Source organism: Cupriavidus sp. HY129 (assembly GCF_059492215.1).
The window spans coordinates 1,245,891-1,265,340 of the sequence record NZ_CP083254.1; the positions used below are offsets into that span (position 1 = coordinate 1,245,891).

The window sequence follows — 19,450 nt, forward strand, 5'->3', positions numbered from 1 at the left end:
GGTTTTCTTGGATTACTTCAGAACACGACAGCCGCGGCTTTGCTGGCTATCGGTAGGAAGACGAAATCCGGAAGAAAAACCTGAATGCCTAGTGCGAAAAAATTTCGGTGCTGCCGTCTGGCAGGTTACGCACGCCCACCGGCAGCATCTGCGGCAACGCGGCCAGCAGGCCCGACGTGTCGTCGGCACTGAACACGCTGCTGACGCGCAGGCTGCCCGTCGCGGCATCTGCCACACGCACCGGCTGCTGCCGATAGCGGGAGACTTCGGCCGCCACGGCCGAAAGCGGTGCGTCGTTGAAGACGAGCTTGCCTTCACGCCAGGCCAGGACGCCGGGCACGTCGATCGAGGCCGCGCCGGTCACGGTACCGTCGCTGGCGATGCGCGCGCCGAGCCCTGCGGACAGGCGCGTGTCGGGTGTCCGGCTGGCGTTGCCTTTCATGCCGTCTTTCGCGCTGCCTCTGACGTTTACCGAACCGGATTCGACCGATACGTCCACGCCCGATGTGTCACGCCGGACGTCGAAACGGGTGCCGGTCACGGTAACGGTGCCCATGCCCGCATCAACCACGAACGGGCGCGCGGCGTCGTGCGACACCTCGAACATCGCCTCACCTTCGCGCAAGGTCACGCGACGGGTGCCGGCGCTGTAGTGAATTTCCAGGCGCGAGCGGGTATTGAGTTCGATGCGCGATCCGTCGTCGAGCGTCAGCGTCCTGCGTTCGCCCGGTGCGGTCTGGTATTCACCGTTGGTGGCAACCACCGCGTCATGCTGCCAGCCGATCCAGCCAATGCCGATGGCCAGTGCCGCGCACAGCCCGAGCAGGGCGGGGCGCCAGCCGGGCGATGCCCGGCGTGAGGGTGGGGGCGATAGCGGGGGTGCCGGGCAGGCGCTTTCATCCATGGCCAGCTTGCGTAGCCTGTCCGGATCGATGGCTGCCGCGGCTTGCCAGACGCGTTCGAGCGCCGCGTATTCGGCGCGATGGTCGGCGCTGGCCGCCAGCCAGGCGGCAAATGCCTGTTGCTCGGCCGGGCTGAGCGCCGGGGCCTGATTGCGCGAGAACCAGCGCGCCGCGGCTTCGCGGACGTCGACGGATTGGCTCATCGGATTTTCGACCGGGGCGCAAGACCGCTGCATGGGCTGCTTGGGGGGGAGCAGACGCCGCCAGACGGATAGGGGGCAGGCATCGACAAGATCGTTCTAGTGAGGTGAGAGTTGGCCCAGTTGGTCGCGCAGGTGTCGCATCGCGCGAATCATGTATTTCTCGACCATGTTCTTCGAGATATTCAGCCGCTCGGCGATTTCCTGCTGGGAGCACCCGTCCAGCCGCTGCCAGATAAAGACCTGGCGGCACTTCAAGGGCAGTTCGGCCAGCGCGCGCTCCAGCCCCGCGACCACCTGCACGGCATGCAGGTCTGCCTCGGGATTCCCGGAGGGTGCGTGAATCGACTCGATGCTGTCAAGCGGCAGGTGCTCGTGCCCGTCTCGTTTGCGGAAGGTGTCGATCGCGATATTACGGGCGGTCTGGTGCAGATAGGCGCGTGGCTGCTCGGGCGTCACCCGGGCCTCCAGCACGCGCAGCATGGCTTCTTGCGACAGGTCCTCGGCCTCGTGCCGATTGCTGAGCCTGCGCGTCCAGGTACCGACCAGCTCCTGGTAGTGCACGTACAGACCGAGGGCACGCAGGCGCGTCGAGGCCATGGATGGAGTGTCAGCTAAGAGTAAGCGTTTTGATGCAAATGCGACCTATTATCATTTGTAGGTGATGAAGGCGTCAACCGCGACATGCAATGTGTGGCTGCACGTCGCGGGTGTGGCGGCTGTGGCTTGTGCGGCGCTTTCAGGCGCCGGGTTCAGAGGCCGGCGCCTTGTCGGGTTCGGTGGTGGCGCGCACTTTCGACCAGCGGGCGATCCAGGCATAGAGCAGCGGGATGACCAGCGTGCCGAGGATCGTCGCGCCGAGCATGCCGCCCAGCACGCCCGTGCCCACTGCGCGTTGGGCGCCGGCGCCGGGGCCGGTGCTGATCGCCAGCGGCACCACGCCAAGGATGAACGCGAGCGAGGTCATCACCACCGGACGCAGCCGCTGTCGTGCCGCCTGGGTGGCGGCCTGCACGCGCTCCAGTCCATCGCGCCGCAGTTGCTCGGCGTACTCGACCACGAGAATCGCGTTCTTGGCCGCGAGCCCCATGATCACGATCACACCGACCTTGAAGTAGACATCGTTGGGCAGCCCCCGCAGCCAGACGGCCGACGCGGCGCCGACCAGACCGGCCGGCACGATTGCCAGTACCGCCAGCGGCAGCGTCCAGCTTTCGTACAACGCCACCAGGCACAGGAAGATGAACAGCATCGACAGCGCGAACAGCCACGGCGCCTGCGTGCCGCTTTGCTGCTGCTCGAACGCGCGGCCGCTCCAGCGCACCTCGTAGTCGGGGCCGAGTTCGCGCACCAGCGATTCGAGCCGCGTCATCGCGGTTCCGGTACTGGTGCCCGGCGCCACGTCGGCATTGATGCGTACCGAGATCAAGCCGTTGTAGCGTTCGAGCGTGGCCTCGCCGTTGCCCCATTCCAGTGTGGCGAACGCACCGAGCGACACCATCTGGCCCTGCGCGTTGCGCACGTGCAGGCGTGCCAGATCTTCCGGCTGCATTCGGAACGGCGCATCCGCCTGCAGGATCACGCGCCGCACGCGACCGTCACGGGCCACTTCGTCGATGTAGCGGGAGCCGAGCGTGGCCGCCAGCGCGTGGTGGATCGCCTCGGTATCGACGCCGAAGCTCTCGGCCTTGCGGTAGTCGATCGCCAGGTCGAGCGCGGGCACGGGCTGGCCCGCCGTGGCGCGGACTTCGGCGAACACGGGGTCCGCCTTGGCGCGTTCGATCAGCTTGTCGCGCGCGGCATAGAGGCTCGGACGTCCGCCTTCCAGTCGCGTGACGAGCCGCATGTCCAGCCCGCTGGTGCTGCCCAGTTCCGGCAGCGCCGTGCCGTTGTACGGGTAGAGCTGGGCATCGCCGCGTCCGGGCCATTCCTCGAGGCCCTTGGTCAGCCGTGCCAGCACGACGTCCGCCGCGTTCTCGCGCCCACGCAGCTTCCAGTCGTCGAGCGACAGGAACACGCTGGCGCGTTGCTCGCCAGAGCCGCCGCTGTTCCAGCCGAACAGCGCGAACGACGTCTTGACCGGAAAGCGCTGCTGTTTCATCCACTGCTCCAGTTGCGCGATGGTCTCCCGAGTCTGCGCCTGGGTGCTGCCCGGCGGCAGTTCCACGTCGATCACGAGTTCACCAGTGTCCTCCTCGGGCAGAAAGCCGCTAGGCAGTTGCCAGAGCCCGATCGCGCAGACCGCGGCCATGGCCAGATAGACCGCAAGCCACCGCAGGCGGCGTTGCTGAAGCCGCTGCACCCAGCCGGCATAGCGCGTGGTGAACGCGGTGAAGCGATGCTCGAACCACGCTAGTGGACCGCGCGCGGGCTGGGCGCCGTGGCGCAGCAGCGAGGCGCACATCGCGGGCGCCAGCGACAGCGCGAAGAACAGCGAGAACGCGATCGAGATGGCCAGCGTCATGGCGAAGTGGCGATAGATCACCCCCACGGCGCTGCCCAGGAAAGCCATCGGTACGAACACGGCGCAGAGCACCAGCGTCACCGCGAGCAGCGCGCCCGAGACCTCGCGCATCGAACGCGACGCGGCGGTAAAGGCATCGACGCCTTCCTCGCGCATGATCCGCTCGACGTTTTCGACCACAACGATCGCATCGTCCACCAGGATGCCGATGGCCAGCACCACGCCGAACAGCGTGATCACGTTCAGCGACAGCCCGAATGCGTAAAGACATGCCACCGTGCCGAGCAGCGAAACCGGCACGACGATGCACGGGATCAGCGTGGCCCGCAGGTTGCCGAGGAACAGGTACAGGATCAGGAACACCAGCACCGTGGCCTCGGCCAGCGTCATCAACACGCGCGAAATCGAGCTCTGCACGAAGTGCGCGGTGTCGTACGAGATGTCATACGCCACGCCAGCCGGAAAGGCCTTGGCGGTCTCGTCGAGCGCGTCCCGGACCGTGCGCGAAGTGGCCAGTACGTTGGCGCCGTCCGCGAGCTTCAGGCCCATCGAGGCGGCCTCGCGGCCATTGAGCGTGGAGCTGTAGCGATAGTCGGCAGCGGCCATCTCCACGCGCGCCACGTCGCGCAACAACACGGCGGAACCATCGGCGGCCGAGCGCAGCACAATGCGGCCGAACGCTTCGGGGTCGGCCAGGGGCGCAGGCGGACGCACGACCGCCTGGTAGGACTGCCCGGGCTTCGATGGCGCGCCGCCAAGCTGGCCCGGCGTGACGCTGCCGTTGCGCGCGCGAATCGCGGCTTCCACATCGGCCGTGGTCAGGCCATAGGCATTGAGCTGGTCGGGATTGAACCAGACGCGCAGCGCGTACTCGGCGCTGTACGCCTCCACCTTGCCGATGCCGGGCAGCCGCCGCAGCATGGGCAGGACCGTGCCGGCGGCATAGTCGGCCAGCGCGGTCTCGGACATCGTGCCGGTCTTCGAGATCAGCGACACGTACATGAACGGGCTGGCGCTGGCCTGATCGACATAGACCCCGCCGCGCCGCACCACCTCGGGCAGCAGCGGCTCGGCCTGGGACACGCGGTTGCGCACGTTCACCTGCGCGAGTTGCGGATCGGTGCCTTGCCGGAAGCCGATGGTGACCGTGGCCGTGCCGGCCTCGCTGCTCGAATCGATATAGAGCAGCCCAGGTATCCCATGCATCTGCTGTTCGAGCACGGCCGTGACGCGGTCTTCCACGGTGCGCGCGGTGGCGCCCGGGTAGTCGGCGTAGAGGATGACCGTCGGTGGGGCCACCGCCGGGTACTGGGCCACCGGAATGTTCTTCAGGGCAACGAGCCCTGCAATCATGGTCAGGATTGCCAGCACCCACGCGAAGGCGGGTCGGCGAAGAAAGAATTGCGCCATGTATGACGTGCGACTGCTGACGCCGGGTCATTGCTCCGCCTATGCGGCGGCGCACCGAGGTTCGGCGTGGGTTAGGTAGGTATGTAAATCGGCCGCCGGAAGAAATAGGCGGCACGCGGGCCGGCAAGGCCCGGGGGCACGGTCCGCGCGGCCCGGTGGCTCAGCCGGGTGGCGCTGCGCGCGCTTGTCGGTATGACGCTCCGGCAAAGATGGATGCGGGGGCGAGTGTGGCGGATTATATACATGGCGCATGGGCGTCGCAATCGAGCCATGACGCGCGATGGGTCATCGGGACGCGCAGGTGTTTTCCGGGTTTGCGGAATTGCACCAGCACGTCCTATCGTTACCTAGAGTGCTGGCGCAGACGCAGGACATGCAGGCTGGCACGGCACGTATGACACGCAGGACACGCAGGACACGCAGGACATCCGGATGGCCGCCCCCCCCAAAGGAGATGTCATGAGCACGAAGTCCCATATCACGACCTGGATTCTGATTGCGATGATCCTGGGTGCCGCCGTTGGCTATGCGTGCTACATCGCGTTTCCCGACCCGAAGGTGGCCAAGGAAGTGGCCGGGTACATCTCGCTCATCACGGATGTGTTCCTGCGGCTGATCAAGATGATCATCGCGCCACTCGTGTTCTCTACCCTGGTGATCGGCATCGCCCATATGGGGGATGCGGGCACCGTGGGACGGGTGGGCGGCAAGGCGATGGCGTGGTTCATTACCGCGTCGCTGGTGTCGCTGACCCTTGGCCTGATCATGGCGACGATGCTGGCGCCGGGCCACAACATCGGCCTGCCGTTGCCCGACGTGGGCTCTGCGACCAACCTCAAGACCAACGCCTTCACGCTGAAGGACTTCGTCACCCATCTGGTGCCCAGATCGGTGGGCGAGGCGATGGCGAACAACGAGATCCTGCAGATCGTGGTGTTCTCGATCTTCTTCGGCACCGCAATCTCGATGCTCGGCGAACGTGGCGCACGCATGGCCGGCGTGATCGACGACCTCGCGCAGATCATGCTCAAGATCACCGGCGCGGTGATGTGGCTGGCACCGATCGCCGTGTTCGCGGCGATTGCGTCGACGGTGACCACGCAGGGGCTCGGCATCCTGGTGACCTTCGCCAAGTTCATGGGCAGCTTCTACCTGTCGCTGTTTGTGCTCTGGGCGCTGCTGGCGCTGGCCGGCTACATTTTCCTCGGTAGCCGCGTCTTCACACTGATCCGGCTCATCCGCGAGCCGTTCCTGATTTCGTTTTCGACGGCGAGCTCCGAAGCGGCCTATCCGAAGCTGCTCGATTCGCTCGACCGTTTCGGCGTCGATCGCAAGATTTCGAGCTTCGTGCTGCCGCTCGGCTATTCGTTCAACCTTGACGGCTCGATGATGTACTGCACGTTCGCGGTGCTGTTCATTGCGCAGGCGTATGACATCCACCTGCCGCTGGGCACGCAGATCACGATGCTGCTGCTGCTGATGCTGACTTCGAAGGGAATGGCCGGCGTGCCGCGCGCCTCGCTGGTGGTGATCGCCGCCACGCTGAACCAGTTCGGCATTCCGGAGGCGGGTTTGCTGCTGATCATGGGCGTGGACCAGTTCCTCGACATGGGCAGGTCGGCGACCAACGCGGTCGGCAATTCGATCGCCGCCGCCGTGGTGGCCAAGTGGGAAGGGCAGTTGTCGTCCGGGCCGGTTGCCGAGACCGAGAGCGCGATCGCTGCGGACGATGCGAGCACGGCGGAGGCCTGACATCATGGCGGCGCGCTTGCCGGGAATGCTGGCCGCACTGTGGCTGGGGCTGGTCGCGACGTTTGGCGCGACGCTGGCCGTGGCCCAGGACGCCACCGTGTTGAGCGGCACGCTCAAGAAAGCCAGGGACACCGGCACGCTGGTGATCGGCTATCGCGAGTCGTCGCTGCCGTTTTCGTACCTGAACCAGGCCAGCCGGCCTATCGGCTACTCGATCGACATCTGCACGGACATCGTGCAGGCCGCAAGCGAGGAGGTGGGCCGCGAGCTGGCCGTGAAGTGGGTGCCGGTGACGTCGGAAAACCGTTTCGAGGCGATTACCTCGGGCAGGATCGATCTCGAATGCGGATCGACCACGCGCAATGCCGAGCGCATGCAGACCGTGGCGTTCTCCCCGGTGATCTTTATCGCTGGCACCAAGCTGATGGTGCCGCGCGCGTCACCGATCAAGTCGTTCCGCGACCTGAAGGGCAAGACCGTGGTGGTCACGGCGGGCACGACCAACGAGCAGGCCGTCGCGCAGTTGTCGAAGCGCTTCGACCTGAACATCAACCTGATCCGCGTGCGCGACCATGCCGACGCATTCGCGGTGTTGAGTCGGGGCGGCGCCGATGCCTACGCTGGCGACGATGTGCTGCTGTATGGCTTTCTGGCCCATTACGGCGCCGGCAAGAAGTTCATCATCACGCGCGACTTCATTTCGTATGACCCGTACGGGATCATGCTGCGCAAGAACGATCCGCAGTTCGCGACGCTGGTGGGCAAGGCCGTGCGCGACGTGATCACCTCGGGCGACATGGAGCGGCTCTACAAGCAATGGTTCATGAACAAGTTGCCGACCGGCGAGCGGCTGGGCATTCCGATGAGCGCGGAGCTGGAGGGCATCATCGACGCCACGCCGGAACGGCCAGAATAGATATGCGCATTTGCGCACTTATGCGGCGTTGACAAGCACAGTTCCGGATTGGTGCGCCGCGATGGCGCAAACTGTACTCTTCCTGGCGGGGTAATTCTGTACGTCACGGGCGTCACATCGAGGGCCTAGTCTCTCGTGCATTGCAGCAAAAGTCGCCCCCCGATGACTACCCCAACGCCCGAAAAGGGCCATGTTGCCCCCTATACGCACCCGGCCGCCGGCTGGGGCGCGCTCAAGCAGGTCGCCATCAACCTCGTCAAGGAGAAGGTTGCCGGCGGCAAGTACAAGACGCTGTTCAAACAGAACCAGCCGGACGGCTTCGACTGTCCAGGCTGCGCCTGGCCGGACCGCCAGCACGCGTCGACCTTCGAATTCTGCGAGAACGGCGTCAAGGCCGTGGCGGCCGAGGCCACCAGCAAGCGCGTGACCAACGCGTTCTTTGCGCAGTACACGGTCACCGAGCTGATGCGGCAGTCCGACTACGAGCTCGAGCAGCATGGTCGCCTGACGCACCCGGTGCGCTATGACGCCGCCACCGACAAGTACGTGCCGGTGGACTGGGACGAGGCATTCCGCCTGATCGCCGATCATCTGCGCCGGCTGGACGACCCCGACCGCGCCACGTTCTACACCTCGGGCCGTGCCAGCAACGAGGCGGCCTTCCTGTTCCAGTTGTTCGTGCGGATGTACGGGACGAACAACTTCCCGGATTGCTCGAACATGTGCCACGAGGCCACTAGCCGTGGCCTGCCGGTGACGGTGGGCGTGGGCAAGGCCACGGTGGTGCTCGATGACTTCCAGCTTGCCGACACGATCATGGTGTTCGGCCAGAATCCCGCTACCAACCATCCGCGCATGCTCAACGAGTTGCGCGATGCGGCGAAGCGCGGCGCCACGATCGTCTCGATCAACCCGCTCAAGGAGCGCGGCCTGCAGCGCTTCACGAGTCCGCAGCACGTCAGCGAGATGCTTACCGGCGGCAGCACGAAGATCGCCACGATGTTCGTTCGTCCGAAGCTGGCCGGTGACTTCGCGCTGCTCAAGGGCCTGGGCAAGCGTGTGATCGAACTCGACGACGCGGCCGTTGCCACGGGCGGCAAGCGTGTGGTGGACGTGGATTTCATCCGCGAGCACACCGCCGATTTCGATGCCTTCGCTACGGATCTGCGCGCCGAGAGCTGGGCCGATATCGTCGCGGAGTCCGGCGTGACGCGCGCGGACATCGATGCGTTGGCCGACGTCTATGTCCACAGCGAACGCACGATTGCCTGCTGGGGCATGGGACTGACACAGCACAAGGATTCAGTGCGCACGATCCAGTTGCTGTCGAACGTGATGATGCTGCGTGGGAACATCGGCCGGCCCGGCGCGGGCCTGATGCCGGTGCGCGGCCACTCGAACGTGCAGGGCGACCGTACGATGGGCATCGAGGAGCAGCCTGACGACGCCTTCCTGGACCGCCTTGGCGCCACGTTCGATTTCAAGCCGCCGCGCGCCCACGGGCAGGACGTGGTGGCCGCGATCAACGCGATGCTGGCCGGCAAGGTCAAGGTGTTCGTGGGTCTGGGCGGGAATTTCTCGATCGCCACACCCGATACGCCCCGCACGTGGGAGGCGCTGCGCCAGTGCGATCTCACGGTCAATATCGCCACCAAGCTCAACCGCAGCCATCTGGTGATCGGGAAGGATTCGCTGTTGCTGCCGACGCTGGGCCGCACCGAGATCGACGAGCAGAACGGCGTGCCGCAGGGTGTGACGGTCGAGGACTCGGTGTGCATGGTCCATCTCTCGTACGGCATGAACAAGCCGGCATCGCCGCACCTGCTGTCGGAGACCGCCATCGTGGCGCGCATGGCCGACGCCACGCTCGGCTCGGACAAGGTCGACTGGCGCTGGTACGCGCAGGACTATGCACGCATCCGCGACGCGATTGAAAAGGTGATTCCGGGCTTCGAGCGCTTCAACGAGCGCGTGGCGCATCCGGGTGGCTTTCATCTGACCCCGGCATCGCGCAACCGGGTCTGGAAGACCGCGTCGGGCAAGGCCCAGTTCCTGGTGCATGCCATCGACAAGGACACGCCGATCAAGCGCGCCCGCGCCCGCTACGGCGACGACATGATGGTCATGATGACCACGCGTTCGCACGACCAGTACAACACCACCATCTACGGACTCGACGATCGCTATCGTGGCGTGTACGGGCTGCGCCGCGTGGTGTTCATCCATCCCGCGGACCGCGCCCGGCTGGGCTTCGCGGAAGGCGAGCACGTCGATATCACGAGCGTCTGGGAAGACGGCGTGACGCGCCATGTGCAGGATTTCCGTCTGGTCGATTACGACATCCCCGAGGGTTGCCTGGGTGCGTACTATCCGGAGACCAATCCACTGGTGCCGCTGGAGAGCATCGGCGACCGATCCGGCACCCCGACGTCGAAATCGATTCCTGTGCTGCTGCGGCGCGCGGGCTGACCGGAGGCAGGAGCATGGTGGAAGACGAGTATGGGCAGGCCGGCTACGTCGAGCGCGAGATTCTGCGCCACACCGGTGGCCACACCGTTCCCGAGATCGATGACGTGGCGGAAGAAGTGCCGGTCGCGCTGGTCTACAACGGCATCTCGCACGCCGTGATGATGGCCACGCCGCTCGATCTGGAAGCGTTCGCGATTGGCTTCTCGCTGACCGAGGGGATCGTCGACAGCGTTGCCGAGATCCGCGACATCGAGATCGCGCCGGGCTGCGACGGCATCGAGGTGCGTATCGAGATCGGCCAGCGTTCGTTCATGGCGCTGCGCGCGCACCGGCGCACGCTGGCCGGACGTACTGGCTGTGGCGTGTGCGGAACCGAAAGCCTGGCGCTGCTCGATCTGGAGCCGACGCCGGTTGGCGTGCCTGCGCGACGGATTGAACCGACGCCTGCGATGCTCCGTCACGCCACCGACGCATTGCAGGCGCGGCAGGTGTTGATGGCCGCCACCGGAGGCGTTCACGCGGCTGCATGGTGCGACGCGCAGGGCAACGTCGTTGCCGTGTTCGAGGACGTGGGTCGCCACAATGCGCTGGACAAGCTGATCGGCCATCTGGCCCGCACCCGCACGACGTTCGGCGATGGCTTTGTCCTGCTATCCAGCCGCGCCAGCTATGAACTCGTGCGCAAGGCCGCGCGAATGCGCATCCAGATGCTGGCTACGATCTCCGCGCCGACGTCGCTGGCTATCCGCATTGCCGCGCAGGCCGGCCTGCGTCTGCTGAGTTTCTGCCGCAAGGACGGTTTCGTCGAGTACACGGCGCCAGCAGAGAACGAGGGTTTCGTATTACGATCTGAGCCGCTGGCGGTACCGGGCTGACGCCCGACCGGGCACCGCCAGCCAGATCGGAAATTACTGGCGAAAGGTTGGCGGTGTGACTCTCTACGAAAAACTTGCGGCCGATATCGAGGCGCTGGTCCAGCAAGGCGTATTGCTTCCGGGCGAGAAGATCCCCTCGGTGCGGCAGGCGGCGCAGCATCATCGCCTGAGCATCACCACGGTCGTGCGCGCGTATCTGCTGCTGGAATCACGCGGCATCCTGGAGAGCCGGCCGCAATCGGGCTACTTCGTGCGTGCCCGGCCCGGCGAGCCACCGATCGACCTGCTGCCGACCCGACCCGCGGCTCGCCCTTCGGCGGTGGATGTGAGCGCGCTCGTGCTGTCGACGCTGCGCTCGATCCGTGTCGATGACGCGGTGCCGCTCGGCTCGCCATATCCCGACCCCCGGCTCTATCCGTGGCAGCGCATCACGCAGTACGCCAATGCCATCGCCAAGCGCTACGACACGTGGAGCGTGCTCGACGACCTGCCGCCGGGCGCGCCGCCACTGATTCGCCAGATCACGCGCCGCTACCTGGAGAACGGGCTGGCCGTCGATCCGAACGAAGTGATCGTTACGATCGGCGCCACCGAGGCCATCAACCTGTGCCTGCAGGCCGTGGCAAAGCCGGGCGACACCATTGCCGTGGAATCGCCAACGTACTACGCGATGCTGCACGCGATCGAGCGGCTGGGGATGCGTGCCGTGGAAGTGGCGACCGATCCCGTGGAGGGCATCGACGTGCAGGCGCTGGCGAAGCTGCTCGACGAACGCCCCGTGGCCGCGTGCATGGTGATGCCGAATTTCCAGAATCCGCTTGGCTTCCAGATGCCGGACGATCGCAAGCAGGCGCTGGTGGAATTGCTGACGGCGCGCGATATCCCGGTGATCGAGAACGACGTCTATGGCGAGCTGTTCTACGGCGACGTGCATCCGACCTCGCTCAAGTCCTACGATCGGGCCGGCATCGTGCTGCATTGCTCGTCGTTCTCGAAGACGTTGACCAATGCGTACCGCATCGGCTGGGCGCTGCCGGGACGGTACCGGGAGAGGGTGGAGCGGCTCAAGTTCCTGAACACGCTGACCACCTCGACGATTCCGCAATTGGCCATCGCCGAATTCCTGCGCAAGGACGGCTACGACTTCCATCTGCGGCGCGTGCGCAAAGCCTATGCGCAGCAGGCCAACATCATGGCGGCGGCGGTGCGTCGCTTCTTTCCGCCGGGCACGCGCGTATCGCGCCCTGCTGGCGGGTATGTGCTGTGGGTGGAGTTGCCGGAGGAGGTGGACGCGATGGCCCTCTATCACGCGGCGCTGGAGCGACGCATCACGGTGGCACCCGGCCACATCTTCTCGCCGGTGCCGACCTATGCCAACTGCATCCGACTCAACTACAGCAGCGCGTGGACGCCAGACATGGAAGCGGCCGTCGTCACGCTCGGCAAACTGGTGGCGACATTGCAGGCGCGGGAGGCAATATGAGCGATGACGTGAACGAACAGGAGGGCATCGACCCGGTGCTGGAAGCGATCCTGCGCGCGCTTTGGGAACATGCACGGGAAGCCGGCGGCGACCTGTCGCTGGCGCGGCTCAGCAAGCGGGCCGAGGCGCAGATGAGCGTGCTGAGGCGGATCCTGACGCAACTGGCCGACGCGGGACTGGCGGTGATGACGCTGGAAGAGGATGGCCGGGGCTCGGCGCGGCTGACGGAGGAGGGCGAGGCGTTGTGCGGGCAGTTGTTCGAGGGGGATGACGGGCGGATGCCGCATTGACGGGGCATGTGGGGCATGTGGTTGCCATGCCCCGCCCGAACTCTCAAACCACCTTTCCGGGGTTCATCAAGCCTTGCGGATCCAGCGCCTGCTTGATGGCCCGCATCATCGTCAGCTCCACCTCGCTCTTGTAGCGGCGGTTCTCTTCGCGCTTGAGCTGGCCAAGACCGTGTTCCGCCGAGATCGAGCCGTTGTGGACGTGCACGCTGTTGTGGACGATCAGGTTGATCGCATCCTGATGCGACAGGAACTGGTCATGATCCACGCCGACCGGCGGTGACACGTTGTAGTGCAGGTTGCCATCGCCAAGATGGCCGAACGTGACCATGCGCGCGCCGGGGAAGGCGTCTTGCAGCAGCGTGTCGGTGGTCTCGATGAAGTCCGCCACGCGCGAGATCGGCACGGCGATATCGTGCTTGATGTTCTTGCCTTCCTCGACCTGCGCCAGCGGAATGTGTTCGCGCAGGTTCCAGAAATCGCGTGACTGCTGTACCGATTCGGCTACCACGGCATCCTTGACCACGCCGGCTTCGAACGCGACCTCCATCATCTTTTCGAAGATCGTCCGCGCGTGTTCCTCGCTCTCGCTGTCGGACAGTTCCAGCAGAACGAGTTGCGGATGATGGGCGGTGAACGGGTAGCGCAACTGCGGGTAGTGCTTCGTCACCAGATCCATGCACATCGCGGACATCAGCTCGAAACCGGTCAGCATGGCGCCCGCGTGCGACTGCGCGATGGCCAGCAGCGCCAGCGCGGCGCGTGGGCTTTCAACGGCGGCCAGCGCGGTGACCCGTGCGCGCGGCGCCGGAAACAGTTTCATGACCGCCGCGGTGATGATACCGAGCGTGCCTTCGGCGCCGATGAACAGGTCGCGCAGGTCATAGCCGGTATTGTCCTTGCGCAGGCCGCGCAGGCCGTCCCAGACCTCGCCCTTGATGTTCACGACCTCGAGCCCCAGACAGAGTTCGCGCGTGTTGCCGTAGCGCAGCACGGCCGTGCCGCCCGCGTTGGTCGACAGGTTGCCGCCGATCGTGCAGCTGCCTTCGGCCGCCAGCGAGAGCGGGAACAGCCGGCCGTGTGTCTGCGCGACCTCCTGCAATTGCTGCAGGATCACGCCGGCCTCGACGGTGATCGTGTTATTGAGCGGGTCGACCTGCCGCACGCGGTTCATGCGCTGCAGGGACAGCACCACCGTGCCACGCGCGGCGGCATCGCCGGGCTCGGGGGTGGCGCCGCCGCACAGGCCCGTGTTGCCGCCCTGAGGCACCACGGCCAGCTTGTGCGCATGGCAGGCACGCATCACCGCCGCGACTTCCTCGGTCGAGCCGGGACGCAGCACGGCCAGCGCGTCGCCGGTGTAACGGTGGCGCCAGTCGGTCAGGTAGGGGGCCTTGTCGGCCGGGTCGGTCAGCACGTTCTGCGAACCGATGGCTGCGCGGCAAAGATCGAGGAAGGAATCGGAGTGCATGGCAGTCAGTGGTTGGATTGCGTTTTGGTTGCCGTTTTGGTTGCCGTTTTGGTTGCCGTCTTGGTCGCTGTTTTGGCCAATGCCTTGGCGCGCCGTTTGAAGGGGCGCAGGTAGAGGATCGTGCTGGAGAAGAACAGCAGCGTCAGCGCTACCTCGCCCCAGGCCAGCCAGGAAGAGGGGGCCCGGTCGCTGGTCGCGCGGACGATGCCCTCGGTGAAGTAGAGCAGGATCAGCATCGACGACCACTGCATCGTATAGCGGTTGCGTGCGAGCACACCGCGCAGCACCGGCAGCAGCAGCACGAATTTCAAGACCAGCCAGGAACCGCCCGGACGCAACGGCGCCAGGAACCACTCCCATGCGATGCAGAGCAGCATCAGGGCGATCAGGCTGGCCAGGCTCAGGCGCCAGAGCGCCGGGTTGTGCAGGGCGTCGGGCGAGCCGTCCCGATGGATGTCCGGTGAGTTCATCGCGCCAGCTTCAATGCGGTTTCCGCCAGGCGGCGGCCCATCGCGGTGGCGAGCGATGCTTCCTGCTCGGTGATCGGGCCGTGATTGTCCACGTGGGCGTAATGGCTCGGGCCATACGGCGTGCCGCCTGCCGTGGTCGTCATCAGGCCGGACTCGGCGTAGGGCAGGCCGACGATCAACATGCCGTGGTGCAGCAGCGGCAGCATCATCGAGAGCAGTGTGGTCTCCTGGCCGCCGTGCAGGCTGCCCGTCGACGTGAACACGCAGGCCGGCTTGCCAGTCAGCGCGCCGGAGAGCCACTGGGCGACGGTGCCGTCGAGAAAGTACTTCATCGGCGCGGCCATGTTGCCGAAGCGCGTCGGGCTGCCCAGCGCCAGTCCGGCGCATTCCTCGAGGTCGCGCAGTTCGGCATACGGGGCGCCTTCGGGCGGGATGTCCGGCGCGGTGGCCTCGCAGACCGTGGAAACCGGCGGGACGGTGCGCAGGCGGGATTGGGCGCCGGGCACGCTGTCGATACCGCGGGCGATCAGTTCGGCGAGCTTGCGGGTGGCGCCGTGACGGCTGTAGTAAAGGACGAGAATGTCGGTCATGGATGGTTTGGCGGGGCGCGGTCGGCGCAAGTGCATTGCGCGTATTATATTTGCGTGAGTTTGCCATCATCCCATTGAGGATCATCCGATCGAGGAGAAAGCCCCCGCATGACCGCTGTACGCATCGCCCGCCTGCGCAGGGAGTGGAACCTGCAGAAAGTGCGTGCACTTGCCCGCTATGCGTTGCGCCGCGCCGGCGAGGACCGCCTGCCCCAGGTATCGGCCAGCCTGACGTTCACGACCGTGCTGGCGGTGGTGCCGGTGCTGACCGTTGCCTTCGCGCTGCTGGCCGCGTTTCCGGTGTTCCGGGATTTCCGTGGCCAGATCGAGATGTTCCTGTTCCAGAACCTGATTCCGGGCGGCAATGTCAGCGACTCGGTGTCGCGTTATATCGGACAGTTCTCCCGCAGCGCGCGTGGCCTGACGGCATTGGGCCTGGCTGGGCTGATGGTGACGTCCGTGCTGACGATGCTGACCGTCGAGGACGCGCTCAATGCGATCTGGCGCGTCAGGCGGCGCCGGCCATTCGCGCAACGGGTGCTGGTGTTCTGGGCCGTGCTGACGCTCGGGCCGGTGCTGATCGGCGCGAGCCTGTCCGTCAGCTCGTACCTGATGTCGGTCTCGATGGGCTACGTCGGCAACCTGCCGTTCGGCGTCGGGGTCGTGATCAGCCTGGTGCCGGTGCTGCTCTCCGCGCTCGCCTTTGCCTTCCTTTACATGGCGGTGCCCTATGCCTACGTGGAGTGGCGCGATGCGATCGTCGCCGGCATCGTGGCGGCTGTCGCCTTTGAAGTCGCCAAGCGCGGCTTTGGCTACTTCATCACCCATATCCCCACCTACACAGCCGTATATGGCACCTTCGCCGTGCTGCCGCTGTTCCTGCTGTGGATGTACGTGAGCTGGCTGGTGACGCTGCTCGGCGCGACGATCGCGGCCAATCTGCCGGTGATCCGCGAGGGACACTGGCGTCGGCGGACGTTCGCGGGCAGTGAGTTCTTCGATGCCCTTGGCATCCTGTATCTGCTGTACCGCGCGCGGGACGAGGTGCCGCGTACCGTCGGCGAACTGGATATGGGTCGCAAGCTGCGGATGGAGGCCGACTATCTCTCCGGCCTGCTGACCAAGCTCAAGGCCATGCATCTGGTGGGCAAGCTTCAGCAGGATCGGGGGCAGGCACACTGGGCGTTGCTCTGCGATCCGTCGCAGGTCACGCTACGCACGCTGCACGACAGGCTGGTGCTGAACATGGCGCGCCTGCCGCGCACCGCGCTGGCCCAACAGATGCAGGGGGCGGAGGCATTGCGGTCGATCCTGGAGAATCCGCAACTCGAGCAGACGCTGGACGCGGTGTTCCGCCAGCAGACGGCCGGGGCGGCCGCGAACGAGGAAACGGGCCGCCGCGATCGCAAGGTGGTGGAAGTTGTCCCGCCGGGCTGGCACGGGCAGGTCTAGGAAACCGTTTCAGATTGTTTCTGGCGTCGTTGCGGGGCCTTGCCGTACCACCGGTACTGTTTGCGCCCCGCGTCAAGCCAGAACGGCTGCGCTTCATCCCTATACGGCTTCCGTTTTTGGGTGGCAGGACAGCCGTTCAGAACCTGATCTTGCCGCGCAGGATGTCCGCGTACATGACCCAGTCGCCCATCAGGCTGTAGAACGGATGCTTGAACGTGGCCGGGCGGTTCTTCTCGAAGCCGAAGTGCCCGACCCAGGCAAACGCATAGCCTGACACCAGGGCCGCCAGTAGCCACCACGCATTGCCGGTGACCAGTAGCGTCACCAGGCAGGCCAGCGCGACCGTCGACCCGACGAAATGCAGGCGGCGGCAGGTGCGGTTCCGGTGCTCGTTCAGGTAGAACGGGTAGAAATCGGCAAAGCTGGCGAACTCCTTGGTGTGGGCCTGGGCCATGGCAGTCTCCTGTTTTCTTCTTTTTGGTGTTTCCTAGCGGGCGGTCTTCGCGAATCCCGCCAGGGCGTCCAGCACCTCGTCGGGCTTTTCTCCCATCATGGCGTGTCCGCTCGGCACCGTGACGATCCTGGCGTTCTTCATCTTGCTGGCCAGGGCCTGGGCCGCCTTGGGCGACGTCATCATGTCCTTGGTGCCCACCACGAACAGGGCGGGACATGCCACCGCCGCTGCGGCTTCCTCGCCATGCGCGTAGCCGTTGCACGCCGAGAAGTCGGTATGGAACACATGTGCCCCGGGATTGCGCGCCGAGATCCGCTCCATCAGGCGCTGGCTGCCGCCGTGCATCCACGCGCCCGGGCCGGGGGAGGAGGGCTTGCTGGCAAGGCTAGAGATCGACCACTGGTTGACCATCGCGATGGCATCGCCCTCGCGGTTCAGGGCGGCGTCGAGCAGGGCGTCGGACACCTTCATCGGATAGGCGGTGGCCAGCAGGCCGATCGCGCGCACCGCCTGGGGGTGCCGCGCCGCGCATTCGAGCGCGATCAGGGAGCCCATGCTGTGGCCGAACACCAGTGCCGGCGCCTTCACGCCGGCTGCCGCGACCAGCGCCATCACCCAGTCGGCCAATTCCTCGACCGACGTCAGCGGCGCGCCTTCGCTGCGATTGTGGCCGGGCAGGTCGACGGCCAGCACCGAGAAACCGTGATTGGCGAACCAGCGCGTCTGCAGCCCCCAGACGCTGTGATCGTTCTGCGCGCCGTGCACGAAGACGGCGCAGGGCAGGGCGGGGTCGAACGGCTTGCCGCCGGTGTAGGCGTAGGCCTTGTGGCCGGAGAGGTTCAGTTCCATCAGGCTTTCCCTCCCATGGCCTTCTCGGCGGCCTTGAGGCCGCGTTTCAGGTCGTCGATCAGGTCGTCCGGATCCTCCAGGCCGATCGACAGGCGGATTGTGCCTTCGCCGATGCCGGCCGCGCGCAGCGCTGCGGCGTCCATGCGGAAGTGGGTGGTGGACGCCGGATGGATCACCAGTGAGCGTGCATCGCCCACGTTGGCCAGGTGCGAGAACAGCGACAGGCTTTCGATGAAGCGCTGGCCGGCGGTGCGGTCGGCCTTGAGGTTGAAGCTGAACACCGCGCCGCAGCCGCGCGGCAGCAGGCGCTTGGCCAGTTCGTAGTCCGGGTGCGATTCGAGCTCCGGATAGGCTACCGACTCGACCATCGGGTGGCTGGCCAGGAACTGCACCACGCGCCGCGTGTTGTCGACGTGGCGGCTCATGCGCAGCGGCAGTGTCTCGATGCCCTGCAGGAGCTGCCAGGCAGCCATCGGATTCATGCAGGCGCCGAAGTCGCGCAGGCCCTCGCGCCGCGCGCGCAGCAGAAATGGCGCTACCGTGCTTTCCTCGGTGAACACCATGTTGTGGAAGCCCTCGTACGGCTCGGACAGTTCCGGGAAGCGGCCGGAGGCTTCGAAATCGAACGTGCCGCCTTCTGAAAGCACGCCGCCGATCGTCGTGCCATGGCCGCCCAGGAACTTGGTGGCCGAGTGGTAGAGCAGCCCGGCGCCGTGGTCGAACGGGCGCAGCAGGTAGGGCGTGGTGAACGTCGAGTCCACCAGCAGCGGAATGCCGTGTTCCTGGCCGATCTGGGCCACGGTGGCGATGTCGAGCACGTCCAGGCCGGGGTTGCCCAGTGTTTCACCGAAGAGCAGCTTCGTCTCGGGGCGGATCGCGGCGCGCCAGGCGTCGATGTCGCGCGGATTGACGAAGGTGGTCTCGATGCCGAAGCGGCGCAGCGTGTAGTGCAGCAGGTTGTGGGACCCGCCATAGAGCGCGGTGGACGCCACGATATGGGCGCCCGCGCCCATCAGTGTGGCCACGGCCAGGTGCAGGGCGGCCTGGCCCGAGGCAGTGGCGATGGCGCCCGCGCCGTTCTCCAGCGCGGCCACGCGCTCCTCGAACACGGCGACCGTGGGGTTGCTGATGCGCGAATAGACGTGTCCGGCGCGTTCCATATTGAACAGCGATGCGGCGTGCTCGCTGTCGCGGAATACGAAGGATGTGGTCAGATGGATCGGTGTGGCGCGGGCCCCGGTGGTGGGGTCGGGCGCGGCGCCGGCGTGCAGGGCCAGCGTGTCAAAGCGGGTACCGGACATGGTGAAAGGGCTCGGTTTGCCGAGCCATGGGTAGTTGTCTCCGTCCGGCATCGTAGCACCATACGCCACATGCGTAACCCGGGAATCCACGGCGGGACGGGCGCT

Annotated in this window: 16 protein-coding genes; 7 read left to right on the forward strand and 9 right to left on the reverse strand. The window is 66.0% G+C overall.

Features of this window, described 5'->3' with window-relative positions; all coding sequences use genetic code 11:
- Positions 1 to 88: 88 nt before the first annotated feature.
- The 3 genes from K6G35_RS05760 to K6G35_RS05770 form a co-directional block, all read right to left on the reverse strand.
- Positions 89 to 1,105: a FecR family protein gene (locus tag K6G35_RS05760; RefSeq protein WP_495676196.1), complete on the reverse strand. Its 1,017-nt coding sequence runs from the start codon at positions 1,103 to 1,105 to the stop codon at positions 89 to 91.
- Between the two features lie 96 nt (positions 1,106 to 1,201).
- On the reverse strand, positions 1,202 to 1,702 hold the full coding sequence (locus tag K6G35_RS05765) for a sigma-70 family RNA polymerase sigma factor (protein ID WP_011515907.1): 501 nt from the start codon (positions 1,700 to 1,702) through the stop codon (positions 1,202 to 1,204).
- 139 nt (positions 1,703 to 1,841) lie between these two features.
- Positions 1,842 to 4,976, reverse strand: coding sequence for a multidrug efflux RND transporter permease subunit (locus K6G35_RS05770; RefSeq protein WP_495676197.1), 3,135 nt, complete (start codon positions 4,974 to 4,976; stop codon positions 1,842 to 1,844).
- A gap of 459 nt (positions 4,977 to 5,435) precedes the next feature.
- On the opposite strand from K6G35_RS05770, the gene K6G35_RS05775 reads away from it, so the two are divergent.
- The 6 genes from K6G35_RS05775 (at position 5,436) to K6G35_RS05800 (ending at position 12,761) form a co-directional block, all read left to right on the forward strand.
- Entirely contained in the window at positions 5,436 to 6,728 is a 1,293-nt protein-coding gene (locus K6G35_RS05775; RefSeq protein ID WP_008650557.1) for a dicarboxylate/amino acid:cation symporter, read from the forward strand.
- 4 nt (positions 6,729 to 6,732) lie between these two features.
- Entirely contained in the window at positions 6,733 to 7,644 is a 912-nt protein-coding gene (locus K6G35_RS05780; protein ID WP_008650556.1) for an amino acid ABC transporter substrate-binding protein, read from the forward strand.
- 162 nt (positions 7,645 to 7,806) lie between these two features.
- On the forward strand, positions 7,807 to 10,113 hold the full coding sequence (locus K6G35_RS05785) for an FdhF/YdeP family oxidoreductase (RefSeq protein WP_495676198.1): 2,307 nt from the start codon (positions 7,807 to 7,809) through the stop codon (positions 10,111 to 10,113).
- A gap of 14 nt (positions 10,114 to 10,127) precedes the next feature.
- Positions 10,128 to 10,988: a formate dehydrogenase accessory sulfurtransferase FdhD gene (gene fdhD, locus K6G35_RS05790; protein ID WP_495676199.1), complete on the forward strand. Its 861-nt coding sequence runs from the start codon at positions 10,128 to 10,130 to the stop codon at positions 10,986 to 10,988.
- A gap of 55 nt (positions 10,989 to 11,043) precedes the next feature.
- A complete protein-coding gene (locus tag K6G35_RS05795) occupies positions 11,044 to 12,471 on the forward strand; it encodes an aminotransferase-like domain-containing protein (protein WP_035881854.1) in 1,428 nt (475 codons plus the stop codon).
- Positions 12,468 to 12,761: an ArsR family transcriptional regulator gene (locus K6G35_RS05800; protein ID WP_495676200.1), complete on the forward strand. Its 294-nt coding sequence runs from the start codon at positions 12,468 to 12,470 to the stop codon at positions 12,759 to 12,761. The genes K6G35_RS05795 and K6G35_RS05800 overlap by 4 nt, the downstream gene beginning before the upstream one ends.
- Before the next feature lie 43 nt (positions 12,762 to 12,804).
- Here K6G35_RS05800 and K6G35_RS05805 read toward each other — a convergent pair whose 3' ends face one another.
- The 3 genes from K6G35_RS05805 to wrbA are packed head-to-tail and all read right to left on the reverse strand — an operon-like array spanning position 12,805 to position 15,289.
- Entirely contained in the window at positions 12,805 to 14,229 is a 1,425-nt protein-coding gene (locus tag K6G35_RS05805; protein ID WP_008650544.1) for an FAD-binding oxidoreductase, read from the reverse strand.
- A 5-nt stretch (positions 14,230 to 14,234) separates the two neighbouring features.
- A complete protein-coding gene (locus K6G35_RS05810; RefSeq protein WP_495676201.1) occupies positions 14,235 to 14,699 on the reverse strand; it encodes a DUF2069 domain-containing protein in 465 nt (154 codons plus the stop codon).
- Positions 14,696 to 15,289: an NAD(P)H:quinone oxidoreductase gene (gene wrbA / locus K6G35_RS05815; protein ID WP_008650538.1), complete on the reverse strand. Its 594-nt coding sequence runs from the start codon at positions 15,287 to 15,289 to the stop codon at positions 14,696 to 14,698. Before wrbA ends, K6G35_RS05810 begins: the two co-directional genes overlap by 4 nt.
- A gap of 108 nt (positions 15,290 to 15,397) precedes the next feature.
- Here wrbA and K6G35_RS05820 point away from each other — a divergent pair, with 108 nt between their 5' ends.
- The gene (locus K6G35_RS05820; protein ID WP_008650536.1) at positions 15,398 to 16,741 is read left to right on the forward strand and encodes a YihY family inner membrane protein; all 1,344 of its coding nucleotides are present in this window, start codon (positions 15,398 to 15,400) and stop codon (positions 16,739 to 16,741) included.
- A 136-nt stretch (positions 16,742 to 16,877) separates the two neighbouring features.
- On the opposite strand, the gene K6G35_RS05825 is transcribed toward K6G35_RS05820, so the two are convergent.
- Genes K6G35_RS05825 through K6G35_RS05835 form a run of 3 tightly spaced genes read right to left on the reverse strand, consistent with a single transcriptional unit; the run spans position 16,878 to position 19,345 of the window.
- Positions 16,878 to 17,195: an Mpo1-like protein gene (locus tag K6G35_RS05825; RefSeq protein WP_008650535.1), complete on the reverse strand. Its 318-nt coding sequence runs from the start codon at positions 17,193 to 17,195 to the stop codon at positions 16,878 to 16,880.
- A gap of 33 nt (positions 17,196 to 17,228) precedes the next feature.
- Positions 17,229 to 18,044, reverse strand: coding sequence for an alpha/beta fold hydrolase (locus K6G35_RS05830; protein WP_035881858.1), 816 nt, complete (start codon positions 18,042 to 18,044; stop codon positions 17,229 to 17,231).
- Positions 18,044 to 19,345: an O-acetylhomoserine aminocarboxypropyltransferase gene (locus tag K6G35_RS05835; protein ID WP_008650532.1), complete on the reverse strand. Its 1,302-nt coding sequence runs from the start codon at positions 19,343 to 19,345 to the stop codon at positions 18,044 to 18,046. Before K6G35_RS05835 ends, K6G35_RS05830 begins: the two co-directional genes overlap by 1 nt.
- Between the last annotated feature and the right edge of the window lie 105 nt (positions 19,346 to 19,450).

Excerpts from the sequence above, each read along its gene's own strand:
- K6G35_RS05760 (WP_495676196.1), bottom strand. The coding sequence starts at position 1,105 with ATGAGCCAATCCGTCGACGTCCGCGAAGCCGCGGCGCGCTGGTTCTCG.
- K6G35_RS05765 (WP_011515907.1), bottom strand. The coding sequence starts at position 1,702 with ATGGCCTCGACGCGCCTGCGTGCCCTCGGTCTGTACGTGCACTACCAG.
- K6G35_RS05770 (WP_495676197.1), bottom strand. The coding sequence starts at position 4,976 with ATGGCGCAATTCTTTCTTCGCCGACCCGCCTTCGCGTGGGTGCTGGCA.
- K6G35_RS05775 (WP_008650557.1), top strand. The coding sequence starts at position 5,436 with ATGAGCACGAAGTCCCATATCACGACCTGGATTCTGATTGCGATGATC.
- K6G35_RS05780 (WP_008650556.1), top strand. The coding sequence starts at position 6,733 with ATGGCGGCGCGCTTGCCGGGAATGCTGGCCGCACTGTGGCTGGGGCTG.
- K6G35_RS05785 (WP_495676198.1), top strand. The coding sequence starts at position 7,807 with ATGACTACCCCAACGCCCGAAAAGGGCCATGTTGCCCCCTATACGCAC.
- fdhD (WP_495676199.1), top strand. The coding sequence starts at position 10,128 with ATGGTGGAAGACGAGTATGGGCAGGCCGGCTACGTCGAGCGCGAGATT.
- K6G35_RS05800 (WP_495676200.1), top strand. The coding sequence starts at position 12,468 with ATGAGCGATGACGTGAACGAACAGGAGGGCATCGACCCGGTGCTGGAA.
- K6G35_RS05805 (WP_008650544.1), bottom strand. The coding sequence starts at position 14,229 with ATGCACTCCGATTCCTTCCTCGATCTTTGCCGCGCAGCCATCGGTTCG.
- K6G35_RS05810 (WP_495676201.1), bottom strand. The coding sequence starts at position 14,699 with ATGAACTCACCGGACATCCATCGGGACGGCTCGCCCGACGCCCTGCAC.
- wrbA (WP_008650538.1), bottom strand. The coding sequence starts at position 15,289 with ATGACCGACATTCTCGTCCTTTACTACAGCCGTCACGGCGCCACCCGC.
- K6G35_RS05820 (WP_008650536.1), top strand. The coding sequence starts at position 15,398 with ATGACCGCTGTACGCATCGCCCGCCTGCGCAGGGAGTGGAACCTGCAG.
- K6G35_RS05825 (WP_008650535.1), bottom strand. The coding sequence starts at position 17,195 with ATGGCCCAGGCCCACACCAAGGAGTTCGCCAGCTTTGCCGATTTCTAC.
- K6G35_RS05830 (WP_035881858.1), bottom strand. The coding sequence starts at position 18,044 with ATGGAACTGAACCTCTCCGGCCACAAGGCCTACGCCTACACCGGCGGC.
- K6G35_RS05835 (WP_008650532.1), bottom strand. The coding sequence starts at position 19,345 with ATGTCCGGTACCCGCTTTGACACGCTGGCCCTGCACGCCGGCGCCGCG.